Source organism: Georgenia satyanarayanai (assembly GCF_900116375.1).
GTDB classification, from domain to species: Bacteria; Actinomycetota; Actinomycetes; order Actinomycetales; family Actinomycetaceae; genus Oceanitalea; species Oceanitalea nanhaiensis.
In genome coordinates, this window is the sequence record NZ_UETB01000010.1 from 14,584 (window position 1) to 36,337 (window position 21,754).

At 72.3% G+C, this 21,754-nt stretch carries 23 protein-coding genes; 11 read left to right on the plus strand and 12 right to left on the minus strand.

What is annotated here, in order from left to right:
• Positions 1-40: 40 nt before the first annotated feature.
• Positions 41-754 (minus strand): HAD family hydrolase, encoded by a 714-nt coding sequence (locus DSZ44_RS12675; protein WP_258369479.1) that lies wholly within the window; start codon positions 752-754, stop codon positions 41-43.
• A 165-nt stretch (positions 755-919) separates the two neighbouring features.
• On the opposite strand from DSZ44_RS12675, the gene DSZ44_RS12680 reads away from it, so the two are divergent.
• The 4 genes from DSZ44_RS12680 to DSZ44_RS12690 all read left to right on the plus strand — a co-directional run bounded on the left by DSZ44_RS12680 (position 920) and on the right by DSZ44_RS12690 (position 5,007).
• Positions 920-1,708: a hemerythrin domain-containing protein gene (locus tag DSZ44_RS12680; RefSeq protein ID WP_220035190.1), complete on the plus strand. Its 789-nt coding sequence runs from the start codon at positions 920-922 to the stop codon at positions 1,706-1,708.
• A gap of 90 nt (positions 1,709-1,798) precedes the next feature.
• Positions 1,799-3,112, plus strand: coding sequence for an AlbA family DNA-binding domain-containing protein (locus DSZ44_RS12685; protein ID WP_110853005.1), 1,314 nt, complete (start codon positions 1,799-1,801; stop codon positions 3,110-3,112).
• A gap of 117 nt (positions 3,113-3,229) precedes the next feature.
• Positions 3,230-3,952, plus strand: a complete 723-nt coding sequence (locus DSZ44_RS18100) for a hypothetical protein (protein ID WP_146237546.1) — start codon at positions 3,230-3,232, stop codon at positions 3,950-3,952.
• 158 nt (positions 3,953-4,110) lie between these two features.
• Positions 4,111-5,007 (plus strand): PAC2 family protein, encoded by an 897-nt coding sequence (locus DSZ44_RS12690; RefSeq protein ID WP_110853006.1) that lies wholly within the window; start codon positions 4,111-4,113, stop codon positions 5,005-5,007.
• On the opposite strand, the gene DSZ44_RS12695 is transcribed toward DSZ44_RS12690, so the two are convergent.
• From DSZ44_RS12695 to DSZ44_RS12710, 4 genes are all read right to left on the minus strand, one after another.
• Entirely contained in the window at positions 4,950-6,209 is a 1,260-nt protein-coding gene (locus DSZ44_RS12695) for a YihY/virulence factor BrkB family protein (RefSeq protein ID WP_110853007.1), read from the minus strand. The genes DSZ44_RS12690 and DSZ44_RS12695 overlap by 58 nt on opposite strands.
• 4 nt (positions 6,210-6,213) lie before the next feature.
• Positions 6,214-7,488, minus strand: coding sequence for a cysteine--1-D-myo-inosityl 2-amino-2-deoxy-alpha-D-glucopyranoside ligase (gene mshC, locus DSZ44_RS12700; RefSeq protein WP_110853008.1), 1,275 nt, complete (start codon positions 7,486-7,488; stop codon positions 6,214-6,216).
• Positions 7,489-7,505: 17 nt separating this feature from the next.
• Complete coding sequence (locus DSZ44_RS12705; protein ID WP_258369480.1) at positions 7,506-8,420, minus strand: VOC family protein; 915 nt, start codon at positions 8,418-8,420, stop codon at positions 7,506-7,508.
• Between the two features lie 65 nt (positions 8,421-8,485).
• Positions 8,486-9,349 carry an undecaprenyl-diphosphate phosphatase gene (locus DSZ44_RS12710; RefSeq protein ID WP_110853009.1) on the minus strand — a complete coding sequence of 288 codons (864 nt, stop codon included), beginning with the start codon at positions 9,347-9,349 and terminating at the stop codon, positions 8,486-8,488.
• Positions 9,350-9,393: 44 nt separating this feature from the next.
• Here DSZ44_RS12710 and DSZ44_RS12715 point away from each other — a divergent pair, with 44 nt between their 5' ends.
• Positions 9,394-10,332: an aldo/keto reductase gene (locus tag DSZ44_RS12715; protein WP_110853010.1), complete on the plus strand. Its 939-nt coding sequence runs from the start codon at positions 9,394-9,396 to the stop codon at positions 10,330-10,332.
• 3 nt (positions 10,333-10,335) lie between these two features.
• Here the strand turns inward: DSZ44_RS12715 and DSZ44_RS12720 are convergent, their stop codons facing one another.
• Positions 10,336-10,602 carry a DNA primase gene (locus DSZ44_RS12720; protein ID WP_110853011.1) on the minus strand — a complete coding sequence of 89 codons (267 nt, stop codon included), beginning with the start codon at positions 10,600-10,602 and terminating at the stop codon, positions 10,336-10,338.
• 80 nt (positions 10,603-10,682) lie between these two features.
• Here DSZ44_RS12720 and DSZ44_RS12725 point away from each other — a divergent pair, with 80 nt between their 5' ends.
• Positions 10,683-10,916 carry a DUF5703 family protein gene (locus DSZ44_RS12725; protein WP_110853092.1) on the plus strand — a complete coding sequence of 78 codons (234 nt, stop codon included), beginning with the start codon at positions 10,683-10,685 and terminating at the stop codon, positions 10,914-10,916.
• Positions 10,917-10,922: 6 nt separating this feature from the next.
• Here DSZ44_RS12725 and DSZ44_RS12730 read toward each other — a convergent pair whose 3' ends face one another.
• Positions 10,923-12,254 (minus strand): M20/M25/M40 family metallo-hydrolase, encoded by a 1,332-nt coding sequence (locus DSZ44_RS12730; RefSeq protein ID WP_110853012.1) that lies wholly within the window; start codon positions 12,252-12,254, stop codon positions 10,923-10,925.
• A 185-nt stretch (positions 12,255-12,439) separates the two neighbouring features.
• Positions 12,440-13,345 (minus strand): alpha/beta hydrolase family protein, encoded by a 906-nt coding sequence (locus DSZ44_RS12735; protein ID WP_110853013.1) that lies wholly within the window; start codon positions 13,343-13,345, stop codon positions 12,440-12,442.
• A 94-nt stretch (positions 13,346-13,439) separates the two neighbouring features.
• Here DSZ44_RS12735 and DSZ44_RS12740 point away from each other — a divergent pair, with 94 nt between their 5' ends.
• Positions 13,440-14,060, plus strand: a complete 621-nt coding sequence (locus tag DSZ44_RS12740; RefSeq protein WP_110853014.1) for a TetR/AcrR family transcriptional regulator — start codon at positions 13,440-13,442, stop codon at positions 14,058-14,060.
• Between the two features lie 99 nt (positions 14,061-14,159).
• Here the strand turns inward: DSZ44_RS12740 and DSZ44_RS12745 are convergent, their stop codons facing one another.
• The 3 genes from DSZ44_RS12745 to DSZ44_RS18970 all read right to left on the minus strand — a co-directional run bounded on the left by DSZ44_RS12745 (position 14,160) and on the right by DSZ44_RS18970 (position 18,072).
• A complete protein-coding gene (locus tag DSZ44_RS12745) occupies positions 14,160-16,223 on the minus strand; it encodes a M3 family metallopeptidase (RefSeq protein ID WP_110853015.1) in 2,064 nt (687 codons plus the stop codon).
• Positions 16,220-16,864, minus strand: coding sequence for an L-2-amino-thiazoline-4-carboxylic acid hydrolase (locus DSZ44_RS18965; RefSeq protein WP_146237547.1), 645 nt, complete (start codon positions 16,862-16,864; stop codon positions 16,220-16,222). Before DSZ44_RS18965 ends, DSZ44_RS12745 begins: the two co-directional genes overlap by 4 nt.
• Before the next feature lie 149 nt (positions 16,865-17,013).
• Positions 17,014-18,072, minus strand: coding sequence for a GNAT family N-acetyltransferase (locus tag DSZ44_RS18970; RefSeq protein WP_110853017.1), 1,059 nt, complete (start codon positions 18,070-18,072; stop codon positions 17,014-17,016).
• 51 nt (positions 18,073-18,123) lie between these two features.
• Here DSZ44_RS18970 and DSZ44_RS12760 point away from each other — a divergent pair, with 51 nt between their 5' ends.
• Genes DSZ44_RS12760 through DSZ44_RS12775 form a run of 4 tightly spaced genes read left to right on the plus strand, consistent with a single transcriptional unit; the run spans position 18,124 to position 21,264 of the window.
• On the plus strand, positions 18,124-18,477 hold the full coding sequence (locus DSZ44_RS12760; protein ID WP_110853018.1) for a VOC family protein: 354 nt from the start codon (positions 18,124-18,126) through the stop codon (positions 18,475-18,477).
• A 55-nt stretch (positions 18,478-18,532) separates the two neighbouring features.
• Positions 18,533-19,399 carry an SDR family oxidoreductase gene (locus tag DSZ44_RS12765; protein WP_110853019.1) on the plus strand — a complete coding sequence of 289 codons (867 nt, stop codon included), beginning with the start codon at positions 18,533-18,535 and terminating at the stop codon, positions 19,397-19,399.
• Position 19,400: 1 nt separating this feature from the next.
• Positions 19,401-20,540 carry a PQQ-dependent sugar dehydrogenase gene (locus DSZ44_RS12770; RefSeq protein WP_110853020.1) on the plus strand — a complete coding sequence of 380 codons (1,140 nt, stop codon included), beginning with the start codon at positions 19,401-19,403 and terminating at the stop codon, positions 20,538-20,540.
• 13 nt (positions 20,541-20,553) lie between these two features.
• A complete protein-coding gene (locus DSZ44_RS12775; protein WP_258369482.1) occupies positions 20,554-21,264 on the plus strand; it encodes an NUDIX hydrolase in 711 nt (236 codons plus the stop codon).
• Between the two features lie 2 nt (positions 21,265-21,266).
• On the opposite strand, the gene DSZ44_RS12780 is transcribed toward DSZ44_RS12775, so the two are convergent.
• The gene (locus DSZ44_RS12780) at positions 21,267-21,749 is read right to left on the minus strand and encodes an NUDIX hydrolase (RefSeq protein ID WP_110853021.1); all 483 of its coding nucleotides are present in this window, start codon (positions 21,747-21,749) and stop codon (positions 21,267-21,269) included.
• Positions 21,750-21,754: the final 5 nt, after the last annotated feature.

Consider the following 21,754-nt stretch of genomic DNA (forward strand, 5'->3'; position numbering starts at 1 on the left):
TTCCTGGACTCAGTAGGGAGTACCGCGCGAAGAAATGGAACTACCTGATGAGCGGCTCACCGACCGCGATGGTCGCGATCTCGTCCAGGGTGAGGCCTTCGAGCGTGCTCAGCATGCTGAGCCCGGACGTCGGCGCGATCTCGACCATGAGCGGTACGGCGATCGTCGCGGCGCCCGAGGCCTGCGCAGAGGCGACGCCCGGCACGGAGTCCTCGACGGCGACGCACTCGCGGATGTCGACGCCGAGCATCTCCGCCGCCTTCAGGTAGGGCTCGGGGTGGGGCTTGCTGTGGGTGACCTCGTCACCGGTGACGACGGCAGAGAAGGTGCCGGCGGGCAGGGTCTCGATGACGGCCTCGGCCATCGACCGGTAGGACATCGTGACGAGCGCGCACGGCACGCCGGCCTCGACGAGAGCAGTGAGGACCTCCCGGGCACCGGGCCGCCACGGCGGCCCGTCGGTGCGGATGTGCTGGGTGACGCGGCGGACGAGCTCCTCCGCGACCTCGTCGTCCGTGCCGGGCACACCCAGCTCCCGCAGCTTGGCCGCCGTGTGAGTGATTGGCTTGCCGACCATCGCCAGCCCCTGCTCGTGGGTCCACGTGCCGCCGTGCTCGGACGCCAGCGCGGTCTCGGTGGCGATCCAGTACGGCTCGGTGTCCACGAGGGTCCCGTCCATGTCCCACAGAACGGCGGCGGGGAGCCGCAGCGCCTTCCAGGGGCGAGCGGACGTGGCTGAGTTCGCGAGGGTCAAGCAGGTCTCCATCGGTCAGCGACGGCGCCACGTCCGACCGGTCGTCGGCGCTGCGTCGCACGGCAAATACGCGTCCAGGCTACCCGGGAGGGTGCGGTGTCCTGCCGGGGTTCGCAGACGGCCGAGCGGGCGTACGGTGAGGCCAGGACCAGCGAAGAGGCACCAATGTCCCGTTTCATCGCGGACCAGACCGTGGCCGAGCTCGGCGGGTGGGTGAGCGTCCTCACCCGCCAGAAGAAGGACCACGTCACCCTCGACCGCCTGCTCCACGACCTCCACCGCACGAGCGGGGAGGAGCAGGCCGCCGTCATCCAGCGGATCTACCGCCTCGTGTTCCCGCACGCCTTCGCCGAGGAGTCCGTCCTGTGGCCGACCCTGCGCCGGGTGCTGCCCGACGGTCACGAGCTGAGCCTTGAGGTCGAGCAGGAGCACCAGGAGGTCAACGAGCTCGTCACTCGTCTCGAGGGCATGGGCCACGGCGACCCCGAGCGCGGCGCGGTCCTCGACCGCGTCACCGTCGTCCTGCGCGACGACGTCCGCGACGAGGAGGACGTCCTCCTCCCCCGCCTGCAGCAGGCGGTGAGCGCCCGCGACCTGCGCCGGCCCGGTGTGCTGTGGGAGGTCGTGCGGCGCGTCTCCCGACCCGCGCCCACCCCGTCGTCGCGCGCCGTCCCCCGGGGAGCGTCGTCGCGGCCGTTCCGCTGTCCGTGCTCGACCGGTTGCGCGACCTCCTCGACGCCGGCGCCCGCAAGGGCCCGGAGCGCCTCGGCCCCGGGGTGCGCACGGCCGGCCGCGGGCTCACGCGCGCCGCGCACACCGTCGAGCACCTTCCGCTCATGCGCCACGGTGAGGACCCGAGCACCCGCCGCGACAGCGCCGCGTAAGGGTGCAACCCTCACGCCATCCGCCGACTCAAAGCCCGGCGTCGCGCTACGGACGGAGTGGGACCGCTAGGGCATCTCGACTCCCACTTCTAGCCCGAACGGCAGACTGAACGCCACGAACCCACCCCGGGAGCCACCAACTAGTCCTAGGCTCTCAAACATGCCGATTACATGGAGCAGACTCCACGAGTTGCTCGGCATTGATGCGAGGCCGCTTACTGCGGACGACATCGCCCGGGCAGTAGCCGCCGACCTCGAAGAGGACGAGGCCCTCGATTTCAAGGCCCAGTTGCGCTCGGATGAGCACGCCAGGGCCGAACTCGCGAAGGACGTCGCCGCGATGGCCAACAGCGGCGGCGGACTCATCGTCTTCGGGATAGGCGAGGAGGGTGCCGAAAAGCATCTGGCCGCCGCTCCTTTCGAACTCACCCCCGAGCCCGAGCAATCCATACATCAGATCCTTGCCACGCGGGTTCGACCTCTGGTTCGGCCAATAGTCGAAGCGGTTCATGTGGGCAACCAACAGGAGGGGTACCTCCTCGTCCAGGTACCAGACTCCACAAACGCCCCCCATTTCTATGAGCACAAGTCAGACCTCCGGAACGCTCCCGCCGCACCATTCCGGCACGGTTCAGGCACCGAGATCATGCGGGAGCGGGAAATCGAACGCGCGTACCTCGCGCGTTTCGCACGGCAGGGGGACCTCAACACCCGACTATCTAACCTTCTCGCCAGATCCTCCCGCAGAGCATCACCTACCTCACCACTGGGCGAAACGAACACGCGGTGGATTGCGATCGCCGTCGCACCCTATGGATCCGTGCCGCTCGCCATCGGGGACCCCGACTCGCGCATAGCGAGAGATGTGATTTTCGAAACGTCCATCATAGAGAACTCACTACAGAGCGCGGACCTGCCGTCACTCTTGGATCCCATAGCGAACGACTGCCGGAGCGGCCTCAGACGCTGGACATTCCAGTACCACCCGCCTGGGGCTAGCGCCTTCGACTCAGCCCTCCAGTTCGCCGACCTTCACTACGATGGAAGAATGCTCCTAGCCAATCCTGTGGCCCTGCCTCGCGATGGACAACCGGGCGATAGCGTTAGGGTAAGCTTGCTACAAGCCGAGAGGACAATCGGAGCGGGTGTACTTCTGGCACGGGCATGGATGCAGGCGCGCCGCATCACCGATGGTGCAGCCGTACGCGTCACGATGTGGAAGCCGGGAAATCCTGAGGCGATGACCAGTCTGCATGTCAGCGACCACAGCATGAACGGGCTGACACACGGGAATAATCCCTTGCTGGAACTCGAGGAGATCGACGCGTCCGTCCCGGCATCCAAGTCGGACGACGACCTACTGGCGACCGCGACCGAATTAGCGCTGGGATTCGCTCATCAGTTCGGCCAGCAGAAGCTCCACACACTTCGCGCCCGGACGCAGGAACTGAGCGATCGGCCTCTGCGCCCGTAGCAGCCGAGCGCCAGGCGGCCATCGGTGGCGGACGCTCGATGACCCAGCGCGCACCTCAGTTGACGAGAGCCGCGCAAAGCTCCTCGGAGCGTGCGCTCCGCGAGATAGGCTGGCTGGGTGGCCGCAGACAATGAAGACTCGCTCCCCCTCCACGAACTCTACACGTGGCAGCGCATCGTCTCAGGACTCGTCGCACTGCTGGTCGCACTAGCAGCCGCGGGGTACGTTGTATGGCCTCGCACCGCGCGCGTGGTCGCACCGCAATGCGTCGAGGGCGGCGATTGCGCCGTCACAGTCAGCGCTCCTGTTGACAGCATAATCGTGTCGGCGCTGATAATTTCGGTCGCCCTTTTTGCCCTGATGGGAATTACGGGATTCGCATGGACGCCGTCGTTTGGGAACGGCACAGGCCTGTCCGCAGTCCGCGCGCCGCAGGCGGAGAGCGTGGCGGCCATCCCCGAAGGGGTGCCAGCCAGAGCTTCCGAATTGGACGACTTTCTCCTCAATGGCGAGTCGGCTTCCGAAAGCGAGGCGGGCCCAAGACCCGGGCGAAGCGTCGACACTGACAGGGTGCACAGTCTCCTACGTACTCTCAACTCGACATCCCTCTGGAACGAAGTACCCGAGGATATGCAGAAAGTAGCCGTAGACTTCGCTGCCGAGCGGTGGGGCATTAGCGAAGCTGAGCTCCGGCAGTCACTTGTCGAGGTCGCTCACGAGGGCGGACAAGGAAACAAGCCCTATTACGTGAAGTTCGATATCGGCGAGGGGCCAAATGTAATCAAGTTGACGAAGGGTGGACGGGGTAAGTCGGGGCCGACACCGTCAGAGCACCGGTAGGCTGCACCTGGCGTACCGGAGGAATGCCGAGTTGCGCTATCTAGATTTGCGTGTGTGAGTTCTTCCTCTCTTGCTTAGCGCCCTACCGAGGCGAGGGCGAGTCCGCCATCTACTTGGTCGGAACCACCTCCATGGCGCCGCGCGCATAGGCTGAGGGGATGACCGAGCAGCCCGACCCCAGCACGGCACCCGACGAGGGCACCGAGCGCACCCCTGCCATCCTCCTCGCCGCCTTCGAGGGCTGGAACGACGCCGGCTCCTCCGCGAGCCAGACGCTGCAGGTGGTCGCCGAGGCGTGGGGCGCGCACGACGTGCACGACCTGGACCCGCAGGACTTCCACGACTTCCAGGTCAACCGCCCGATGAGCGTGCGTGACGAGGACGGCGTGCGCGTGCTCAAGTGGCCGACGACGACGATCTCGGTGGCGCGCACGCCCGTCGCCGGCCGCACGGTGGTCCTCGTCCAGGGCATCGAGCCGTCCTTCCGCTGGCTCGACTTCTGCGAGGAGATCCTCGACGTGGCCGAGGAGTGGGAGGTGGGCAGCGTCGTGAGCATCGGCGCGCTCCTCGCCGACGTCCCCCACACGCGGCCGGTGCCGTGCCAGGTGACGAGCGACGACCCCGGCGTCCAGGCGCTCCTCGGGGTGGAGAGCTCGGAGTACGAGGGGGCTGCCGGGATTGTCAGCGTCCTCGCCCAGCTCGCCCAGGAGCGCGGGATGCACGCGATGTCGCTGTGGGCCGCGGTGCCCCACTACGTCGCCCAGCCGCCCTCCCCCAAGGCCACGCTCGCCCTCCTCGGGGCCCTGGAGGAGCTCGTCGGTGAGCCCCTGCCCCTCGGCGACCTCGTCGAGGAGGCGCGCGCCTGGCAGGCGGGCGTCGACGAGCTGGCCGAGCAGGACCCCGAGGTGGCCGAGTACGTGCGCCAGCTCGAGGAGGCCAAGGACACCGCCGAGCTGCCCGAGGCCACCGGCGAGGCGATCGCCCGCGAGTTCGAGCGCTACCTGCGCCGCCGGGACAAGGGTGGGGGCACCCCTCCCCCGCCGCCCGTGCGCTGAACCTCCGCCAGCTCGGCGTTGACCACCCCGCCGGTCAGCGTGACGATGCTGCTCAGCCACAGCCACACCACCCCGGCGAGCACGAGCCCGATCGTCTGGGCCGCCGCCGTCACCGCCGCGCCCTCGACGTTCTCGCCGCCCGGCGCGCCCGGCCCCGCCACCCGCAGGTAGGCGCTGAAGCCGACCGACACGAGCACAAGGCCCACCGTGCCGACGGCCGCGCCGGGCAGGCAGCGGCGCCACGTCGTCGTGACGTTGGGCCCGTAGCGGTAGAGCACGGTGAGGTACGTCGTCGTCACCACCGCAAGGGCCGGCCACCGCAGCACCGACCACGACACCTGGAAGACGGCACCGAGCCCGAGCTGGTCGGCGATCTCCTGCCCGTCGCCCAGCAACGGACCGACGACGACGAGCGCGAGGATGACGAGCAGGGTGATGACGGCACCCAGCGCCAGGGCGATGCCCAGCGCGTACTGGCCGACGAGGCCGCGCCGCTCCGGTACCCGGTAGGCGTCGTCCAGCGCCCGGATCGCGGCCCGGAACATCCGGCTCGCGAGCCACAGCGCGACGAGCACGCTACCGACGGCGATGCCGGCGCGCTCCTCGCGGAGCAGGCCCTCGATGAGCGGGGCGAGCACGTCCGCGGCGACCTGCTCGGCGAAGACGGTGGACACGGCGTCGACGAGGGACTCCTCGATCCGCGTCACCGCCTCCGCCCCGACCAGCCGCTCGAGGAACCCGAGGCTCGCGCCGAGGGCGGTGAGGAGCGGCACGAGCGAGATGAGCCCGTAGTAGGTCATCTCCGCCGCGAGCCCCGTCACCCGGACGTCCACCGCCCGCCGCCACGACCCGACGACGACGGCGAGCAGGTTGGTCCCGCGCGGCCCGACGTGGTGCCCCTCGGCCCACTCCTCCACGCGCTCGGACACCGTGGGCCCCTCGGCCGAGCGTTCCCGCAGCCGCGTGAGCACCCGCTCGTTGACGACGGCGCCGAGCGCGACGAGGGCCGCCGTGCCGGCCGCTGCCGGGACGAGCACCCACCACCCGCCTCCGGCGATGACCAGCGGCAGACCCGCCAGCGCCGCACCGAGGAGCGCGAGGATCGTCGTCGCCGCCGTGCTCAGCCGTGCCTGGACGGCGGGGACCTGCCGTGCGAGCACCGCGCCGCCCAGCCCGACGAGGAGGACGGCGACGGGGAGCACGGGATCAGGGGTGGACGGCCACGCCGAGGAGGGCGTCAACCGTCCGGGCGGCGAGCACGGGGCCGCGCTCGGGCTCGGTCCGCGCGGCACCGTCGTCGTGCTCGGAGGCCGCCACCCACGCGTCGACGGCGTGGAGGGCGCTGGGGGCGTCGAGGTCGCCTGCGAGGGCAGTGCGGACCTGCTCGAGCATGCCGGTGGCGTCGAAGCCGCGCTCGGCGGTCATCGCGCGGCGCCACAGCGCCAGGCGCTCAGTGGCGGTCTCGAGCTGGGCGGGGGTGTACTCCCAGTCCTCGCGGTAGTGGTGGGAGAGCATGACCAGGCGCACGGCCATCGGGTCGACGCCCGAGGCGACGAGCTGGGAGACGAGCACGAGGTTGCCCAGCGACTTGCTGATCTTGGCGCCGTCGTAGGCCACCATGCCACCGTGCGCGTGGACGCCCACGGCGCTGTCGCGGCCGGTGAGCATGCGCAGGTGGGACTCGCTGCAGGCGTGGTGCGGGAAGACGAGGTCGCTGCCGCCGGCCTGGACCTCGACGGGCACGCCGAGGAACTCCCGGACGATGCTCGCGCACTCGATGTGCCAGCCGGGGCGCCCGGACCCGAGGCTCCCGCCGTCCCACTGCGGCTCACCCGGGCGGGCGGTGCGCCACAGCAGCGGGTCGAGGGCCTGGCGCTTGCCGGCGCGGTCGGGGTCACCGCCGCGCTCGGCGAAGAACTCGGCCATCTCGGCCGCGCCCAGGCCGCTCTCGGTGGCGAAGTGCGGGTCCGCGGCGGTGTCGGCGTAGACGTCCCCGACGCCGTGGCCCTGGGCGTCGGGCTCCTCCACGCGGTAGGCGGCGCCGCTCGCGAGCAGCTCCTCCACGGCGTCGACGACGAGCGGGATCGTCTCGACCGCCCCCACGTAGTGCGCCGGGGGCACGACGCGCAGCGCCGTCATGTCCCCGCGGAAGAGCTCGGTCTGCTCGGCGGCCAGGTCGCGCCAGTCGACGCCGGTGAGGGTCGCCCGCTCGAGCAGGGGGTCGTCGACATCGGTGACGTTCTGGACGTACTGCACCTCGCGGCCGGAGTCGCGCCAGGCGCGGACGAGCAGGTCGAAGGCGAGGTAGGTGTTGGCGTGCCCCAGGTGGGTGGAGTCGTAGGGGGTGATCCCGCAGACGTAGAGGCTTGCGGGACCTTCCGCGGCCGTCGCGACGAGCCCGCCGCTGCCGGAGTCGGTGAGGTGGACCTGGTGGCCACGTCCGGGGAGCTGGGGAAGGTCAGGGGCGGGCCAGGAGTGCACGAGGGGCAGCCTAACCGTCAGCGCGCGGCGGCCACGACTCGGACGAGGTTGCGCCACGGGTCCTCGACCTCGAGGGTGCGACCGTCGTCACGGAACGCCCACCCGCGGGTGCGCAGCCGGTCGGTGAGGGCGCCGATCTCCTCGGCGTCGGGCACGACGATGTCGACGACGCCGAGCCCCAGTGCGGGCACGCGCGGGCCGGCGCCCGCGCTGTTCCACGTGTTCATCGCCATGTGGTGGTGGTAGCCGCCGGCGGAGACGAACAGCGCGCTCGGCATCTCGAAGGTCGCCTCGAAGCCGAGGGTGTCGACGTAGAACCGGCGCGCCGTCGTCGTGTCCCCCACCTGGAGGTGCACGTGCCCCACGACGGCGGGGTCGGTCGTCGCCGTGGCCAGGCGGCCCGTGTCGAGGTGCTCGCCGAGGTAGGCGTTGGGGTCCAGGCCGATCGTGTCCATCGCCACCTGGCCGTCGGTCCAGCGCCACGTGTCGCGGGGGCGGTCGAGGTAGAGCTCGATGCCGTTGCCCTCGGGGTCGGTGAAGTAGAAGGCCTCGGACACGAGGTGGTCCGAGCTCCCGACGAAGCTCTGCGGCGCCAGGCGCGCGAGGGAGGCGACGGCGGAGGCCAGGGCCGCGGCGTCCTCGAAGAGGATCGCGGTGTGGAACAGGCCGGCGTCGCGCCGGCTGCCGCGCGGCAGGCTCGGGTCGTGGCGCAGCACGACGAGGGGGCGAGAGCCGCGGCCGAGCACGGTCTCGTCGCCCTCGGCGCTCAGCACCGTCAGGGCCAGGCCCTCGACGTAGTAGCGGGTGAGCAGGTCGAGGTCACCCACGAGGAGGGTGACCGGCCCCATCTCGGTGTCGGCGGCGAGCAGGTCGCGGTTGGCGGCGGCACGCGTGTTGGTGCCGGGAAGGGAGGGCGTCGCGGTGTTCGTCATGCCCCCATCATAGTTGATGCGTCAACTATGGGCGGGAGAGCTCGATCACGTCGCCGTCCGAGCCCCTACTCGGCGCCGGCCGCAGCCCCCAGCGGGTCGAGGACGCCGGCGGCCACGCCCGCGACGACGAGCACCGCCAGGACGATCCGGTAGATCACGAAGGGCATGTAGGAGTACGTCGAGACGATCTTGAGGAAGGCGATGATGACGAGGAAGCCGACACCGAAGGCGACGACGGTCGCGATCGCCGTCGCCCCCGCGCCGGGTGCGTCCGGGGCGGGGTCCGCGCCCAGCAGCTGGTAGAAGCCCGAGCCGAAGACGGCGGGGATCGCCAGGAGGAAGGAGTACCGCGCCGCCGCCTCACGCGTGTATCCGAGCAGCAGTCCCATGGTGATCGTCCCTCCGGAGCGCGAGACGCCAGGGACGAGGGCGAGGGACTGGGCGAGGCCGAAGAGGAGGCCGTCGCGCAGCGTGAGCTCGCGCAGCTCCTTGCGCTTGCGGCCCAGGCGGTCCGCGACGCCGAGGAGGATCGCGAAGCCGGCGAGCATCGCGGCGGTGATGTACAGGTGGCGCAGCGAGGTCTCGATCGCGTCCTGGAAGAGCAGGCCGAAGACGACGATCGGCACCGAGCCGATGATGATGTACCAGCCCATCCGGGCGTCGGGGTCCTCCTTCGGCACCGTGCCCCGCCACGGCCCCACCGGCAGGGCTCCGAACCAGGCGCGGATGATGCGCCAGATGTCCTTGCGGAAGTAGATGAGCACCGCCGTCTCGGTGCCGAGCTGGGTGATCGCCGTGAAGGCCGCCCCGGGGTCACCCCCACCGGGCAGCAGGTCCCCCACGATGCGCAGGTGCGCACTGGAGGAGATCGGGAGGAACTCCGTGAGTCCCTGGACCACGCCGAGCACGATTGCTTCCCACCACGTCACGAGGGATCACCTTACGTGGCGCGCCCGCCGGTAGCGTGAGCGCCATGGAACTTCGCAGGGCCGGGCGCAGCGGGCTGCTCGTGTCGTCACTCGGGCTGGGCACGATGACCTGGGGGCGGGACACCGACGAGCACGAGGCGGCCGAGCAGCTCTCGCTCTTCCTCGACGCCGGCGGCACCCTCGTCGACACGGCCGCCTCCTACGGCGACGGCGCGGCCGAGGCCCTGCTCGGCAGCCTCCTCGCCGAGGTGGACCGCCGCGACGTCGTGCTCTGCTCCAAGGCGGGCGTGCGCCGCACCTCCAGCGGCCACCGGCTGGACGCCTCGCGTGCCACGCTCCTCGACACCCTCGACGAGTCGCTCGCCGCCCTCGGCACCGACCACCTCGACCTGTGGCTCGTCCAGTCCCACGACCCCGAGGTCCCGCCGGAGGAGACGCTCTCGGCGCTGCGGCACGCCGTGGCGACCGGGCGTACGCGGTACGCCGGCCTGTCCAACCACCCGGCCTGGTACCTCGGGTACGCCGCGGCGAACCTCGACGCGGACGCGACCGGCCTGACCGCCGTCGAGGTCGAGTACTCGCTGCTCGAGCGCAGCATCGAGCACGAGGTGCTGCCGGGCGCGCAGGCGCTGGGCGCGGGCGTCCTCGCGTGGTCGCCGCTGGGCCGCGGTGTGCTCACCGGCAAGTACCGCAGCACCGTCCCGGCGGACTCCCGGGCGGCGTCGCCCCACCTGCGCGGCTTCGTCGAGCCCTACCTCACCGACCGCTCGCGCGGAGTCGTCGAGGCGGTCGCGACGGCGGCCGACGGGCTCGGCCGCACCCCGTTGGAGGTCGCCCTCGCCTGGGTGCGTGACGCGCCGGGCGTGAGCTCGGCGATCGTCGGGGCCCGCACGGCCACGCAGCTGCGCGGCGTGCTCGCGGGCAGCGACCTCGAGCTGCCCGGCGCGATCCGCCGGGCGCTGGACGACGTCAGCGCCGAGTGAGGCCTACTCCTCCTCCTCGTCGAGGCTGAAGTCCTCGAGGTCGTCGTCCTCGTCGAGATCGTCGTCGTCGTCGCCGTAGGCCTCGAGGGGCACCTCGACCTGGTAGGCGGTGTAGAGGGCGTCGTCGTAGGTGAAGAACGCGTCCTCCACCGTGGCGGCGGCGTCGTCGATGGCGGGGGACTCGGGGTCCTGCGCACTGCTGGCGAGCTCGAAGTGCGCTTCGAGCGCGGCGATGAAGCGATCCAGAGCGGCGCGCGGGTCGATTGACATGGGATGACCGTATCGCGCCTGGTAGGAATGGGCACAGCCCGTCCGGGCAGCGGTGGCGATGGGAGACAATGGGTCACGACATGGTCTGGTACACCCCTGAAACTTCGCCCCGTCCCGATGTCCGCAGCTCCTCCCAGTACGAGTTCCGCGTGCTGTCGCTGCCGCCGACGGCCAGCCGCTCGCAGGTGCGGCAGCTCCTCACCGAGGAGGCCGAGTACGGCCGCTGGGAGCTGGCTCGCACCCGTCTCTACATGGGGGGCAGCCGCAAGGTATGGCTGCGCCGCAAGATCATCAAGGTCCGTAGCACCCTGTAGACCGGGTCAGGCGGTGCGCAGCAGCCGCTCGAGCACGCGCACCCCGAAGCGCAGGGCGTCCACCGGCACGCGCTCGTCGACGCCGTGGAACATGCCCGCGAAGTCGAGCTCGGCCGGGAGCTGCAGCGGTGCGAAACCGTAGCCGGTGATGCCCAGGCGCGCGAGGGACTTGTTGTCGGTGCCGCCGGAGAGCATGTAGGGCAGGACGACGGCGCCCGGGTCCTCGGCGTCGATCGCGGCGACCATGTGGTCCACGAGCTCGCCCTCGAAGGGCACCTCCAGGGCACGGTCGGTGTGGATCGGCTCGATCCGCACGCCCGGCCCGGCGAGCCCGTCGAGCGTGGCGCGGACCGACTCCTCCTCCCCCGGCAGGAAGCGCACGTCGAGGGCGGCCTCCGCGCTGCCGGGGATGACGTTGGCCTTGTACCCGGCGCTCAGCTGGGTGGGGTTCGCACCGGTGCGCAGGGTGGCCCCGACGAACTTCTGCGCCGGCCGCAGGGCGCGGACGAGGCGGTCGATGCCCTCGGGGTCCTGCGGGTCGAAGGTGGTGCCGGTGAGGTCGGCGACTCCGCTGAGCAGCTGGCGCACGGTGCCGGTGAGGTGCAGCGGCCAGGAGTGCGCGCCGATCCGCGCGACGGCCCCGGCGAGCCGGGTGACGGCGTTGTCGGTGTTGACCTGGGAGCCGTGCCCGGCGGTGCCCTCGGCGAGCAGCCGCAGCCAGGCGATCCCCTTCTCGGCAGTCTGGAGGAGGTAGACGCGGCGGCCGTCGACCTCCACCGAGTAACCGCCGACCTCGCTGATCGCCTCGGTGGCCCCCTCGAAGAGCTCGGGGCGGTGGTCGACGAGCCAACGGGCGCCCTTGGCACCGCCCGCCTCCTCGTCGGCGAAGAGGGCGACGACGACGTCGCGCCGCGGCCGCCAGCCGGTGCGGGCCATGTCGCGGACGACCGCGAGGATCATCGCGTCCATGTCCTTCATGTCCACCGCGCCGCGGCCCCAGATCATGCCGTCGCGCACCTCGGCGCCGAAGGGGTCCACCTGCCAGTCCTCGGCCTGCGCCGGGACGACGTCGGTGTGGCCGTGGAGGACGAGCGCCGGCAGGGAGGGGTCGGTGCCCGCGATGCGCAGCACCACCGAGGCACGGCCGGGCTCGGACTCGATGAGCTCCGGCTCCCAGCCGACCTCGGCGAGCAGCTCCGCGACGTACTCCGCGGCCTTGCGCTCCCCCGGGCCCGAGCCGTCGCCGTAGTTGGACGTGTCGATCCGGATGAGCTGCCGGCAGATCTCGACGACCTCGTCAGTGGGAGCGGACGTGGGCTGCGAAGCGGGATGGGCCATGCACGCGACCCTAGCGCGGGCTCCCGAACCCTCCCCTCTCGCGCCGACAGCTGAGTTGTTACGGGGAAGAACTCAGCTGTCGGCGCAGGAGGGGCACGTCAGCTCGACAGCCCCCTGCCCGCGTGGTGCGCCGCGCACCGCGAAGCAGCGGGCCGACCGCGCCGAGCTCCCGCTCGACGCCTCGTTCACGTGGTGTTGATGTCGTAGGCGCTGCCGGCGGTCTCGGCCTCGTCCTCGAGAGCTGCCCAGGGACCGGCCTCCCGGTCGAGGACGTCGAGAAGGTAGGCGGAGACGGCGTCCGCGACGAACGCCACGCGCGCGGGATCCTCGTCCGTGGTCTCGGCGACCTTCTCGCCCGCGACGCCGCCGAACGTGTGCTCGGCCTCGGCGATGGTGAGCAGCCTCTTGGGTGCGGGGCTCAGGTGGTAGGCATCGGTGAACCAGTCGGGCCCGCGCGTGGACATGGCGGACTGGTCCCTGCCTCCTGCGACGATGAGCGCGGGGGTGGTCATGGTCGAGTAGTCCGGGCGCATGAAGGGCAGGTGCTCCCGCGCGAACGCGGTGAGCGAGTCCCCGGTCCCGGTCGTCCCGATCAGCACACCCGCCGCAGCCGCCGGGTGGATGAAGCTCTCCCCGGGGTTGCCGTCGGCGTCGAGCACGCCGGCACCGAGAATGGCCCCCGCGGTCTGTCCGCCCCACGAGTGCCCGACGACGGCGACCCGATCGCGGTCGACGCGGGCGGTGACGGGGGCGGCTCGGTCGAGGACGTCGTCGAGGCCGTCCAGGACGGCGTGCAGGTCGGCGATCCGGGTCCGCCAGATGCTGGCGAAGCGTGGGTCGTCGATGCCGATGCCGTGGCGCCGCGAGTCGAGGTGCGTGGGCTGCACGACGATGAACCCGGCCGCCGCCCATCGGTCGACGAGCGGGCCGTACCCGTCGAGCGACCACGCGTTCCCGTGCGAGAAGACGATCACCGGGAGCTGTCCGCCGGAGACCGGTGCGGTGACCTTGACCTCGAGGTCGACGCCTCGCCCGGTGGTCGGCACGGGGACGGGCTTGACGGAGACGATCTGTACGGGCTGGTCGGGCATGGTGCGGCTTCCTTCCCTGGAGGCATCTGCCATAATTGGCGGAACGCTGTTCCGTCACTGTAGCGGAACATTGTTCCGCGAACAAGGAGGACGTATGGCGGAGCCGATCGGAGCGCGCCAGGCCGCCATGGAGCGCAACCGCGCCGCGCTGCTGAGCGCGGCGTCGGCCGTGTTCCTGGAGCAGGGGGTGCAGGCACCCATCCGCGACATCGCGCGGCGTGCCGACGTCGGCGTGGGGACTGTCTACCGGCACTTCCCCACGCGGGCCGAGCTGGTCACCGCCGTCTACCGTCACCAGCTCGACGAGTGCGCGGCACTCGCCCCGACGCTCCTGGAGGAGCCGGTCGCTCCGACGGAAGCGCTGGCGCGATGGATCGACGCATTCGTGGAGTTCCTCGTCACCAAGCACGGGCTCGGCGTCGCGCTGCAGTCCGAGGACCCGAGCCTCCTCAGCCTGCACACCCTGATGCTCGACACGCTCGTGCCCGCCTGCACCTCGCTCCTCGATGCGGGCGTGGCCGCCGGCGAGATCGACCCCGGCGTCACCGCCCACACGCTGATGCGCGCCGTCGGCAACCTGTGCATCCTCGGACCGAGCTACCGCCGCGCCGAGGCCCAGGACATGGTCGCCCGCCTGCTGATTGGCTGCCGTGCACGCGTGGACGATCGGACCGACGCACCGCTGTCCCGTCAGGGAGCACCGCAGGACGCGTGACCGGGCCGGCTGAGCCACATCGACGTGTGGACGGTCGGCCGCGCTCCCGGCGGTGCCGCCCTCGACGCGAGGGCGCACCGCCGGGCCGAGGGGTCGGGGTTACCCGGCGGTGAGGCCGCGGCGTTCCAGCAGGGGCTGGATGTCGGAGTCGCGGCCGCGGAGCTCGCGGTAGAAGCTCAACGGATCGGCGCTGTGGCCGCGCGAGAGGAGCACCTCGCGGAACCGCTGCCCGGCGGCGCGACCCGGCCGGCCGTCGTCGTCCGTCGGTGCGTCCGTCTCGAACCACCGGACCGTGTCGGCGTCGAGGACCTCGCTCCAGATGTAGGAGTAGTAGCCCGCGTCGTAGCCGCCGCCGAAGGTGTGGTTGAAGTACGTCGAGCGGTAGCGCGGCGGTACGAGGCGCACCGACGCGCCGGCACGCTCCAGCGCCCGGGCGGAGAAGGCCTCGACCTCCTCGCGGTCGGTGGGGACCTCCTCGGGGGTCACCTGGTGCCAGGCCTGGTCCAGGAGCGCGGCGCCGAGGTACTCGGTGGTCGCGAAGCCCTCGCCGTACTGGGCGGAGGCGAGCAGCGCGTCGAGCAGCTCGGTGGGCATGGGCTCGCCGGTCTGGTGGTGGCGGGCGTAGCGGGCGAGGACCTCGGGGTCGCGTGCCCACATCTCGTTGACCTGCGAGGGGTACTCGACGAAGTCGCGGGGCACGTTGGCGCCGGACAGGGAGGGGTGGTGGACGTTCGAGAACAGGCCGTGCAGGGCGTGGCCGAACTCGTGGAACGCCGTGATGACCTCGTCCCAGGTGAGCAGGGTGGGCTCCCCCGGCGCGGGGCGGGTGATGTTGAGGTTGTTGACGACGACGGGACGCTGGCCGAGCAGGTGGGACTGGTCGACGAGGTTGTGCATCCACGCCCCGCCGCGCTTGCCCTCGCGGGCGTAGTAGTCACCGACGAACAGGCCGAGCGGGCTGCCGTCCTCCTCGCTGACCTCCCACACGCGCACGCCGTCGGCGTAGCCGGCCAGCTCGGGCCGCTCGGTGAGCGTGATGCCGAAGAGCCGGTGCGCAGCGTGGAAGACGCCGTCGCGCAGGACGCGCTCGAGCTCGAGGTAGGGACGGAGGACGGAGTCGTCGAGGCTGAAGCGCTCCTGGCGGACCTTCTCCGCGAGGAACGACCAGTCCCACGGCTCGACGGGGGCGCCGTGCGCCTCGGCCAGGTCCTCGGCCTCGGCCGCGGCGTTGGCGACGGCGGGCGGGGCGAGGCGCCCGAGCATCTCGTTGACGGCGGCGGTGGTACCGGCGGTGCCGTCCTCGGCGACGTAGGCGGCGTGGTGCTCGTAGCCGAGCAGCCGGGCGCGCTCGGCCCGGAGGCGGGCGATCTCCAGGAGCGTGGCGCGGGTGTCGCTGGCCTCGTCGCCGCCGGTCCCCCGCTGCACGGAGGCGGTGAGGAGCTCCTCCCGCAGCGTGCGGTCCTCGAGCTGGGCGAGGAGCGCCTGCTGGGTCGGCAGCTGGAGGGTGATGAGGTGACCGTCGCGGCCGCGGTCGGCGGCGGCCTGGGCGAGCCCGGCGACGGTGCCCTCGTCCAGCCCGGCGAGCCGGGTGGCGTCGGTGACGTGGACGGCGCCCGCGTCCATCGCCTTGACCACGCGCTGGGAGAACTCCGTCTCCAGGGTGGTGAGGCGGGAGTTGAGCTCGCGCAGCCGAGCCTGGCTCTCGTCGTCGAGCTGGACGCCGGCGCGGACGAAGTCCTTGCGGTAGGTGCGCAGCAGCCAGGCGGTCTCGGGGTCGAGGTCCTGCCCGGCGAGCGCCTCGAGCCGGTCGAAGATCCGGCGGTCGAGGTACAGGGCGTCCCAGTGCGCCGACTGGAGCGGGGCGAGCTCGGCCTCGAGCTCGCGCAACTCGTCGTCCGCGCAGGAGGAGACGAGGGTGCTGAGGACCGGTCCCACCCGGCGCAGCAGGGAGCCGGAGCGCTCGAGCGCCTCGAGGGTGTTGGCGACGTCCGGCTCGGCCGGGTCCGTGGCGATGGCCTCCCACTCGGCCCGCTGCTCCGCGAGGCCGGCGAGCGTGGCGGGGCGCAGGTGCTCGTGGCGGACGGCGGAGAAGTCCGGGAGCTCGTAGGGCAGGTGCGAGGGGCGCGCGAAGGGGTTGTCCGCGGCGAGGGTGGTGTCGGTCATGGGGTCATTGTCTCCCTGCCCGCAGGCCCCGTGGGCTGCAGGAGGAAGTCGCAGCGACCGGCGCCGGTCGCCAGGGTGCCGGACCGGGAGAAGCGCACGCTGCGCGGCATCTGCTCGTAGACCACCTGATCGCCGTAGCAGAAGACTCCCGTCAGCTCGGGGGCGCCGTAGTGACGCAGCACCCGCAGGTAGAAGCAGGTGGTGACGTCGAACCGCAGGCCGTGGGCGTCGTCCTGGCTCCATCCGATGGTGAAGCCCGCCGGCGGGAACGCGCGCGGGACCAGCCACCGCGTCAGGCGGCGCATCCGCGCGAAGGGCACGCCCACCCGGTCGAGGACACCGACGACGCGCAGGACCGGGAGCAGCTGCGCCGTCATGAGGTCCCGGACCTCGGCCCTGGCCACCGCAGCGTCACCGTGCTCACGGCTCAGCACCCGGTAGGCCGCCAGGTCCGGGAGGATCGCCTGGCGGACGTGGAAGCGCAGCGCCCGGTTCTCCTCGCCCCACGGTGGGCGCGCGGCGACGAGAACGGAGTACTCGGCGTCGACCGCGCGGGCGAGGTCGCGTCCCCGCGCGCCGTACCGGGAGACGAGGGCGCGGCGCCACCAACGGCGTCGTGGCACATGGCCGGGTGCGGGCACCGGGACACTCCCCCCGACCGAAGGGACGCCGGCCGCGGACAGTGCGGCCGTCTGCGGACCAGGCTACGCACCGCCGGCGGATCCCGGTACTGCCGGCGGGCGGGCCGTGATCGGGGCGGGGCGCAGCGTCCGCGCCCGGGACCCGCCGGTCACGGGGTCGCCGCGCCCCCACCCGCAGTGCCGTCCGCCGCCCACCGCGCGAGGACACCGGCCACGTCCGGGGGCCGGTAGCCGGGCGCCTTGAGGACCTTGCCGTCCTCGCGGAGCAGCGGCCGGCCGTCGGCACCGAGCTTGGACAGGTTGGCCGCGTGCACCTCGGCGAGCACCTCCGGCAGCGGGACCGCGCACTCCTGCGCCATGCCGTACAGGACGTAGACGAGGTCGGCCAGGGCGTCGGCAGCCGCCACGGTGTCGCGGGCGCCGTCGTCGGCGGCGACGGCGCGGGTGAAGGCTCCCTCCATCTCCTGCCCCGCCGCGGCGCCGTAGACCGCGGTGACGAGCTCCGCGAGCTCCTCGGCGACGAGCGCCATGCGCAGGTGGACGCGGTCGCGGTCGACCGACGGTGCGTCCTTGGCCACCGGGACACCGAAGTGCTCGTGGAACTGGCGCACGAGGGCCTCCGGGTCGCGCGCGTCGGCGGGCACGACGCCGGCGACCGGCCCGTCCCACGGGTGGGCCGGCTCGCGCGGGTCCTCACGCAGGAGCGTGCCGATCCACTGGTCCACACGGCGCTCACCGTGCACGCCCATCCCCCGCACCTGTCCCTCGCGGCGGAAGCCGTGGCGCCACGCGACCCGCCAGGACGCCCAGTTGCCGACGTCGGCGCGCCACTCCACGCGCTCCATCCCGAGCGGGCCGAAGGCGGTGTCGAGCACGAGCCCGACGGCGCGGTGCATGAGCCCCAGACCACGGGCCTCCGGGGCGAGCCAGTAGCCGATCTCCCCCGACCCGTCGGCCCGCGAGACACCGACCATCCCCACCAGTCGCCCGCCCTGGCGCAGCGCCCAGGTGAGGTTGTCCCCGCGCTCCCACCCGTCGGCGACGAAGCTGCCGATGAAGCCCACCGCGTGCTCGCGCCGGTAGGGCGAGGGCACGGTGGTCCAGCGCTGGACCACCGGGTCCTGGCAGACCTCGGTGACGCGGTCGACGTCGGCGAGGGTGGGGCTCTCGAGGACGAGGTCACCGTCGTCCAGGGCGAAGGGTTCCATGACACCGCACGTTACCGACCGGGTGTCGGTGCCGAGGTCTACCGTCCGGACATGAGCAGACACCACCGCATCGACTACATCGAGATCCCGGTCCACGACCTCGCCGTGGCGCAGAGGTTCTACGGCGCGGCCTTCGGCTGGGAGTTCACCGACTACGGCCCCGCGTACAGCGGCATCCGCGGCGGGGAGGGCCGGGAGATGGGCGGTCTCGTGCTGTCCGAGGACGTCCGCCCGGGTGGGCCGCTCGTCATCCTCTACAGCGAGGACCTCGAGGCGAGCGTCGCGGCGGTGGAGCACGCCGGCGGGCGCGTCGTCGCGTCGCCGTACACCTTCCCGGGCGGACGCCGTTTCGAGCTGGAGGACCCGAGCGGGCACCGCCTCGCGGTGTGGACCCCCGCCGACTGAGTCGGGACCGGCCGCACCGGATGCGACCCGGCAGCGCTGGCCGAAGGATGGGGGCATGGACATCGACACCCAGGCAATGAAGGACTTCCCGGAGCAGAGCCAGCCCTGGCCGGGCCGGACCGACCGGCTCGACCCCGTGCCCGACCACGGCGAGACCAGCTACGTGGGTCGCGGCCGCCTCGAGGGCAAGCGTGCCCTCATCACCGGCGGCGACTCCGGCATCGGCCGGGCCACCGCGATCGCCTTCGCCAAGGAGGGCGCCGACGTCGCGATCTCCTACCTCGAGGTCGAGCAGGAGGACGCCGAGGAGACGAGGAAGCACGTCGAGGCCGCCGGCCGCCGCTGCCTCCTCCTCCCCACCGACCAGCGCACCGAGGAGGCGAACATCGCCCTGGCCCGGGCCGCCGTCGAGGGGCTCGGCGGGATCGACGTCCTCGTCAACAACGCTGGCTACCAGATGGCCCAGGACTCCCTCGCGGACATCAGCGACGAGCAGCTGCGCCAGACCTACGAGACGAACATCTTCTCGATCTTCTGGCTGACCAAGGCGCTGCTCGACGACCTCGAGCCGGGCGCGAGCGTCATCAACTGCACCTCGATCCAGGCCTTCCAGCCCTCGGAGACGCTGCTCGACTACGCCTCGACGAAGGCCGCGATCAACAACTTCACCGTCAACCTCGCCGCCGAGCTCGGCCCCCGGGGCATCCGCGTCAACGCCGTGGCGCCCGGCCCGATCTGGACGCCGCTCCAGCCGGCCACCAAGCCCGCGGAGTCCCTGCCGGAGTTCGGCAAGAACGCCCCGCTCGGCCGGGCCGGCCACCCGATCGAGGTCGCCACGGCCTTCGTCTACCTCGCCACCGACGACGCGAGCTACGTCTCCGGGACCGTCCTGGGCGTCACGGGCGGCAAGCCCGTCTTCTGAGATGACCCGCACCGCGAGGACGACGACGGCGGGCCTGCTCGCCGTCGTCGTCCTCACCGCGTGCGGGGGTGGCGAGGAGGCCAAGGAGCAGGCGTCCGTCCCGAGCCCGACGACGACGGCGCCCGCTCCCGAGCCGACGACGACGACGACCGAGCCCGTCCCTCAGGAGCCGGAGGTGCTGGCCACCGGCCTCGACGTCCCGTGGGGCGTGGCGTTCCTGCCCGACGGCACGGCCCTGGTGACCGAACGCGACACCGCCCGGGTGCTCGAGCTCGTCCCGGGCGAGGAGCCGCGCGAGCTCGCGACCGTGCCCGGGGTGGCCGCGGAGAACGAGACGGGGCTGCTGGGGATCGCCGTCTCGCCGGACTTCGCCGACAACGGCCGCGTCTTCGTCTACCTCACCACCGGGTCGGACAACCGGGTGCTGCGGATGGTGCACGACGGCGAGCGGCTCGTGCCCGACGCCGTCGTCCTCGAGGGCATCCCGCGCGAGACCTACCACTCGGGCGGGCGCATCCACTTCGGCCCGGACGGCTACCTCTACGTCGCCACCGGGGACGCCGCCGTCCCGTCGACGTCGCAGGACCCGGACTCGCTCGGCGGGAAGATCCTGCGGGTCGACGAGGACGGCGCGCCGGCCCCCGGCAACCCGGACGCGGGCTCGCCGGTGTGGTCGCTGGGGCACCGCAACGTCCAGGGCCTGGGCTGGGACGCCGAGGGGCGGATGTTCGCCTCGGAGTTCGGGCAGGACACGTGGGACGAGCTCAACCTCGTCGAGGCGGGTGCCAACTACGGATGGCCCGAGGTGGAGGGCACCGCCGAGACCGCCGACTACGCGGACCCGCTCGTCACCTGGCGCCCGGCGGACGCCTCCCCCAGCGGCATCGCCGTGACCGACGACGCCGTGTACGTGGCGGCGCTGCGCGGACAGTCCCTGTGGCGGGTGGCGCTGGCGCCGGACGGCGGCACCGGCGAGCCGCAGCGCCTCCTCGAGGGAGAGTACGGACGCCTGCGGACGGTGACGGTCGCGCCGGACGGGCGGCTGTGGCTGGTCACGTCCAACACCTTCCGCGGGGAGCCGGGCGCGCAGGACGACCGCGTCGTCGCCGTCGCCGAGGAGTGGCTGGCGTCCCGGGGGTGACTATGGTGGCGCGGTGGACCGGCACCTGGCGCAGGCGCGCAGCGACCTCGAGCGGCTCGTCGCGAGGGGCGCCGCCGGTGAGCTGGCACAGCCGCCGGAGGTGCACCGGGTCGACGCCCAGGCGCGCGCGGAGTACCGGCCGGCGGCCGTGCTCCTCCTCCTCACCCCGACCGCCGCGCGGCCGGACGTCTTCCCCGGCCTCGACCTCTACCTCGTGCAGCGCTCCCCGCTGCTGCGCCACCACCCCGGGCAGATCGCGCTGCCCGGTGGGCGCGCCGACGCGGGCGACACCGGGCCTGCCGCCACCGCGCTGCGCGAGGCGCACGAGGAGATCGGCCTGGTGCCCGGGCGCGTCGACGTCATCGGCACGCTGCCCGAGGTGGCCGTGCCGATCAGCCGCTTCCTCGTCACGCCCGTGGTCGGCTGGGCGGCCGACCCGGGCGACCTCGCGCGCGTGGAGGCGGGCGAGGTGCTTCACACGCTGCGGCTGCCGGTCAGCGACCTCCTCGACCCCGCCGGGCGCTCCACGGTGACGATCCACGGCCACGGCAGCGCCGGCTTCGCGGTGCAGGGCGGCTGGGTGTGGGGCTTCACCGGGAACCTGCTCGACGGCGTCTTCGACGAGCTCGGGTGGACGCGTCCGTGGGACCGCTCGCGGGAGTACGCCATGTCGATGGCCGAGGCGCGGGGCGACACCCTGCCGCCGGCGACGCCGGAGGGCTGAGCTCAGCGCACGAACCGCGGACCGGCGGCCGGGTCCGCGCGGGCGGCGAGGGCGTCGGCGATGCGCGTGGCCGACGACGGCGCGAGCGCCTGCGGCAGCGTGTCCAGGGGGAACCAGCCCACCTCGAGGGACTCGTCGTCGGCGACGCGCGCCTGCCCGGACACGTACTCGCACAGGAAGGCGAGCGAGAGGTACTGCGCCTGGTCCCCGTTGGGATAGGTGACGACGTCGCCGCTGTCGACCGACGCGAGCGCGAGGACGCGGGCGACGACGCCCGTCTCCTCGAGCACCTCGCGCACGGCGGCGCGGGCGGGCTGCTCGCCGGGGTCGAGGATGCCGCTGATCGCCGCCCACATCCCGTTGTCGGCGCGGCGGCCGAGGAGCACCTGGTCGCCGTCGAGGACGACGGCGGTCACGCCGGAGAGCCACAGCGGCGCCGTCCCGACGTGGGCACGCAGGGCGGTGACGAACTCCGGGACCGGCATCAGGC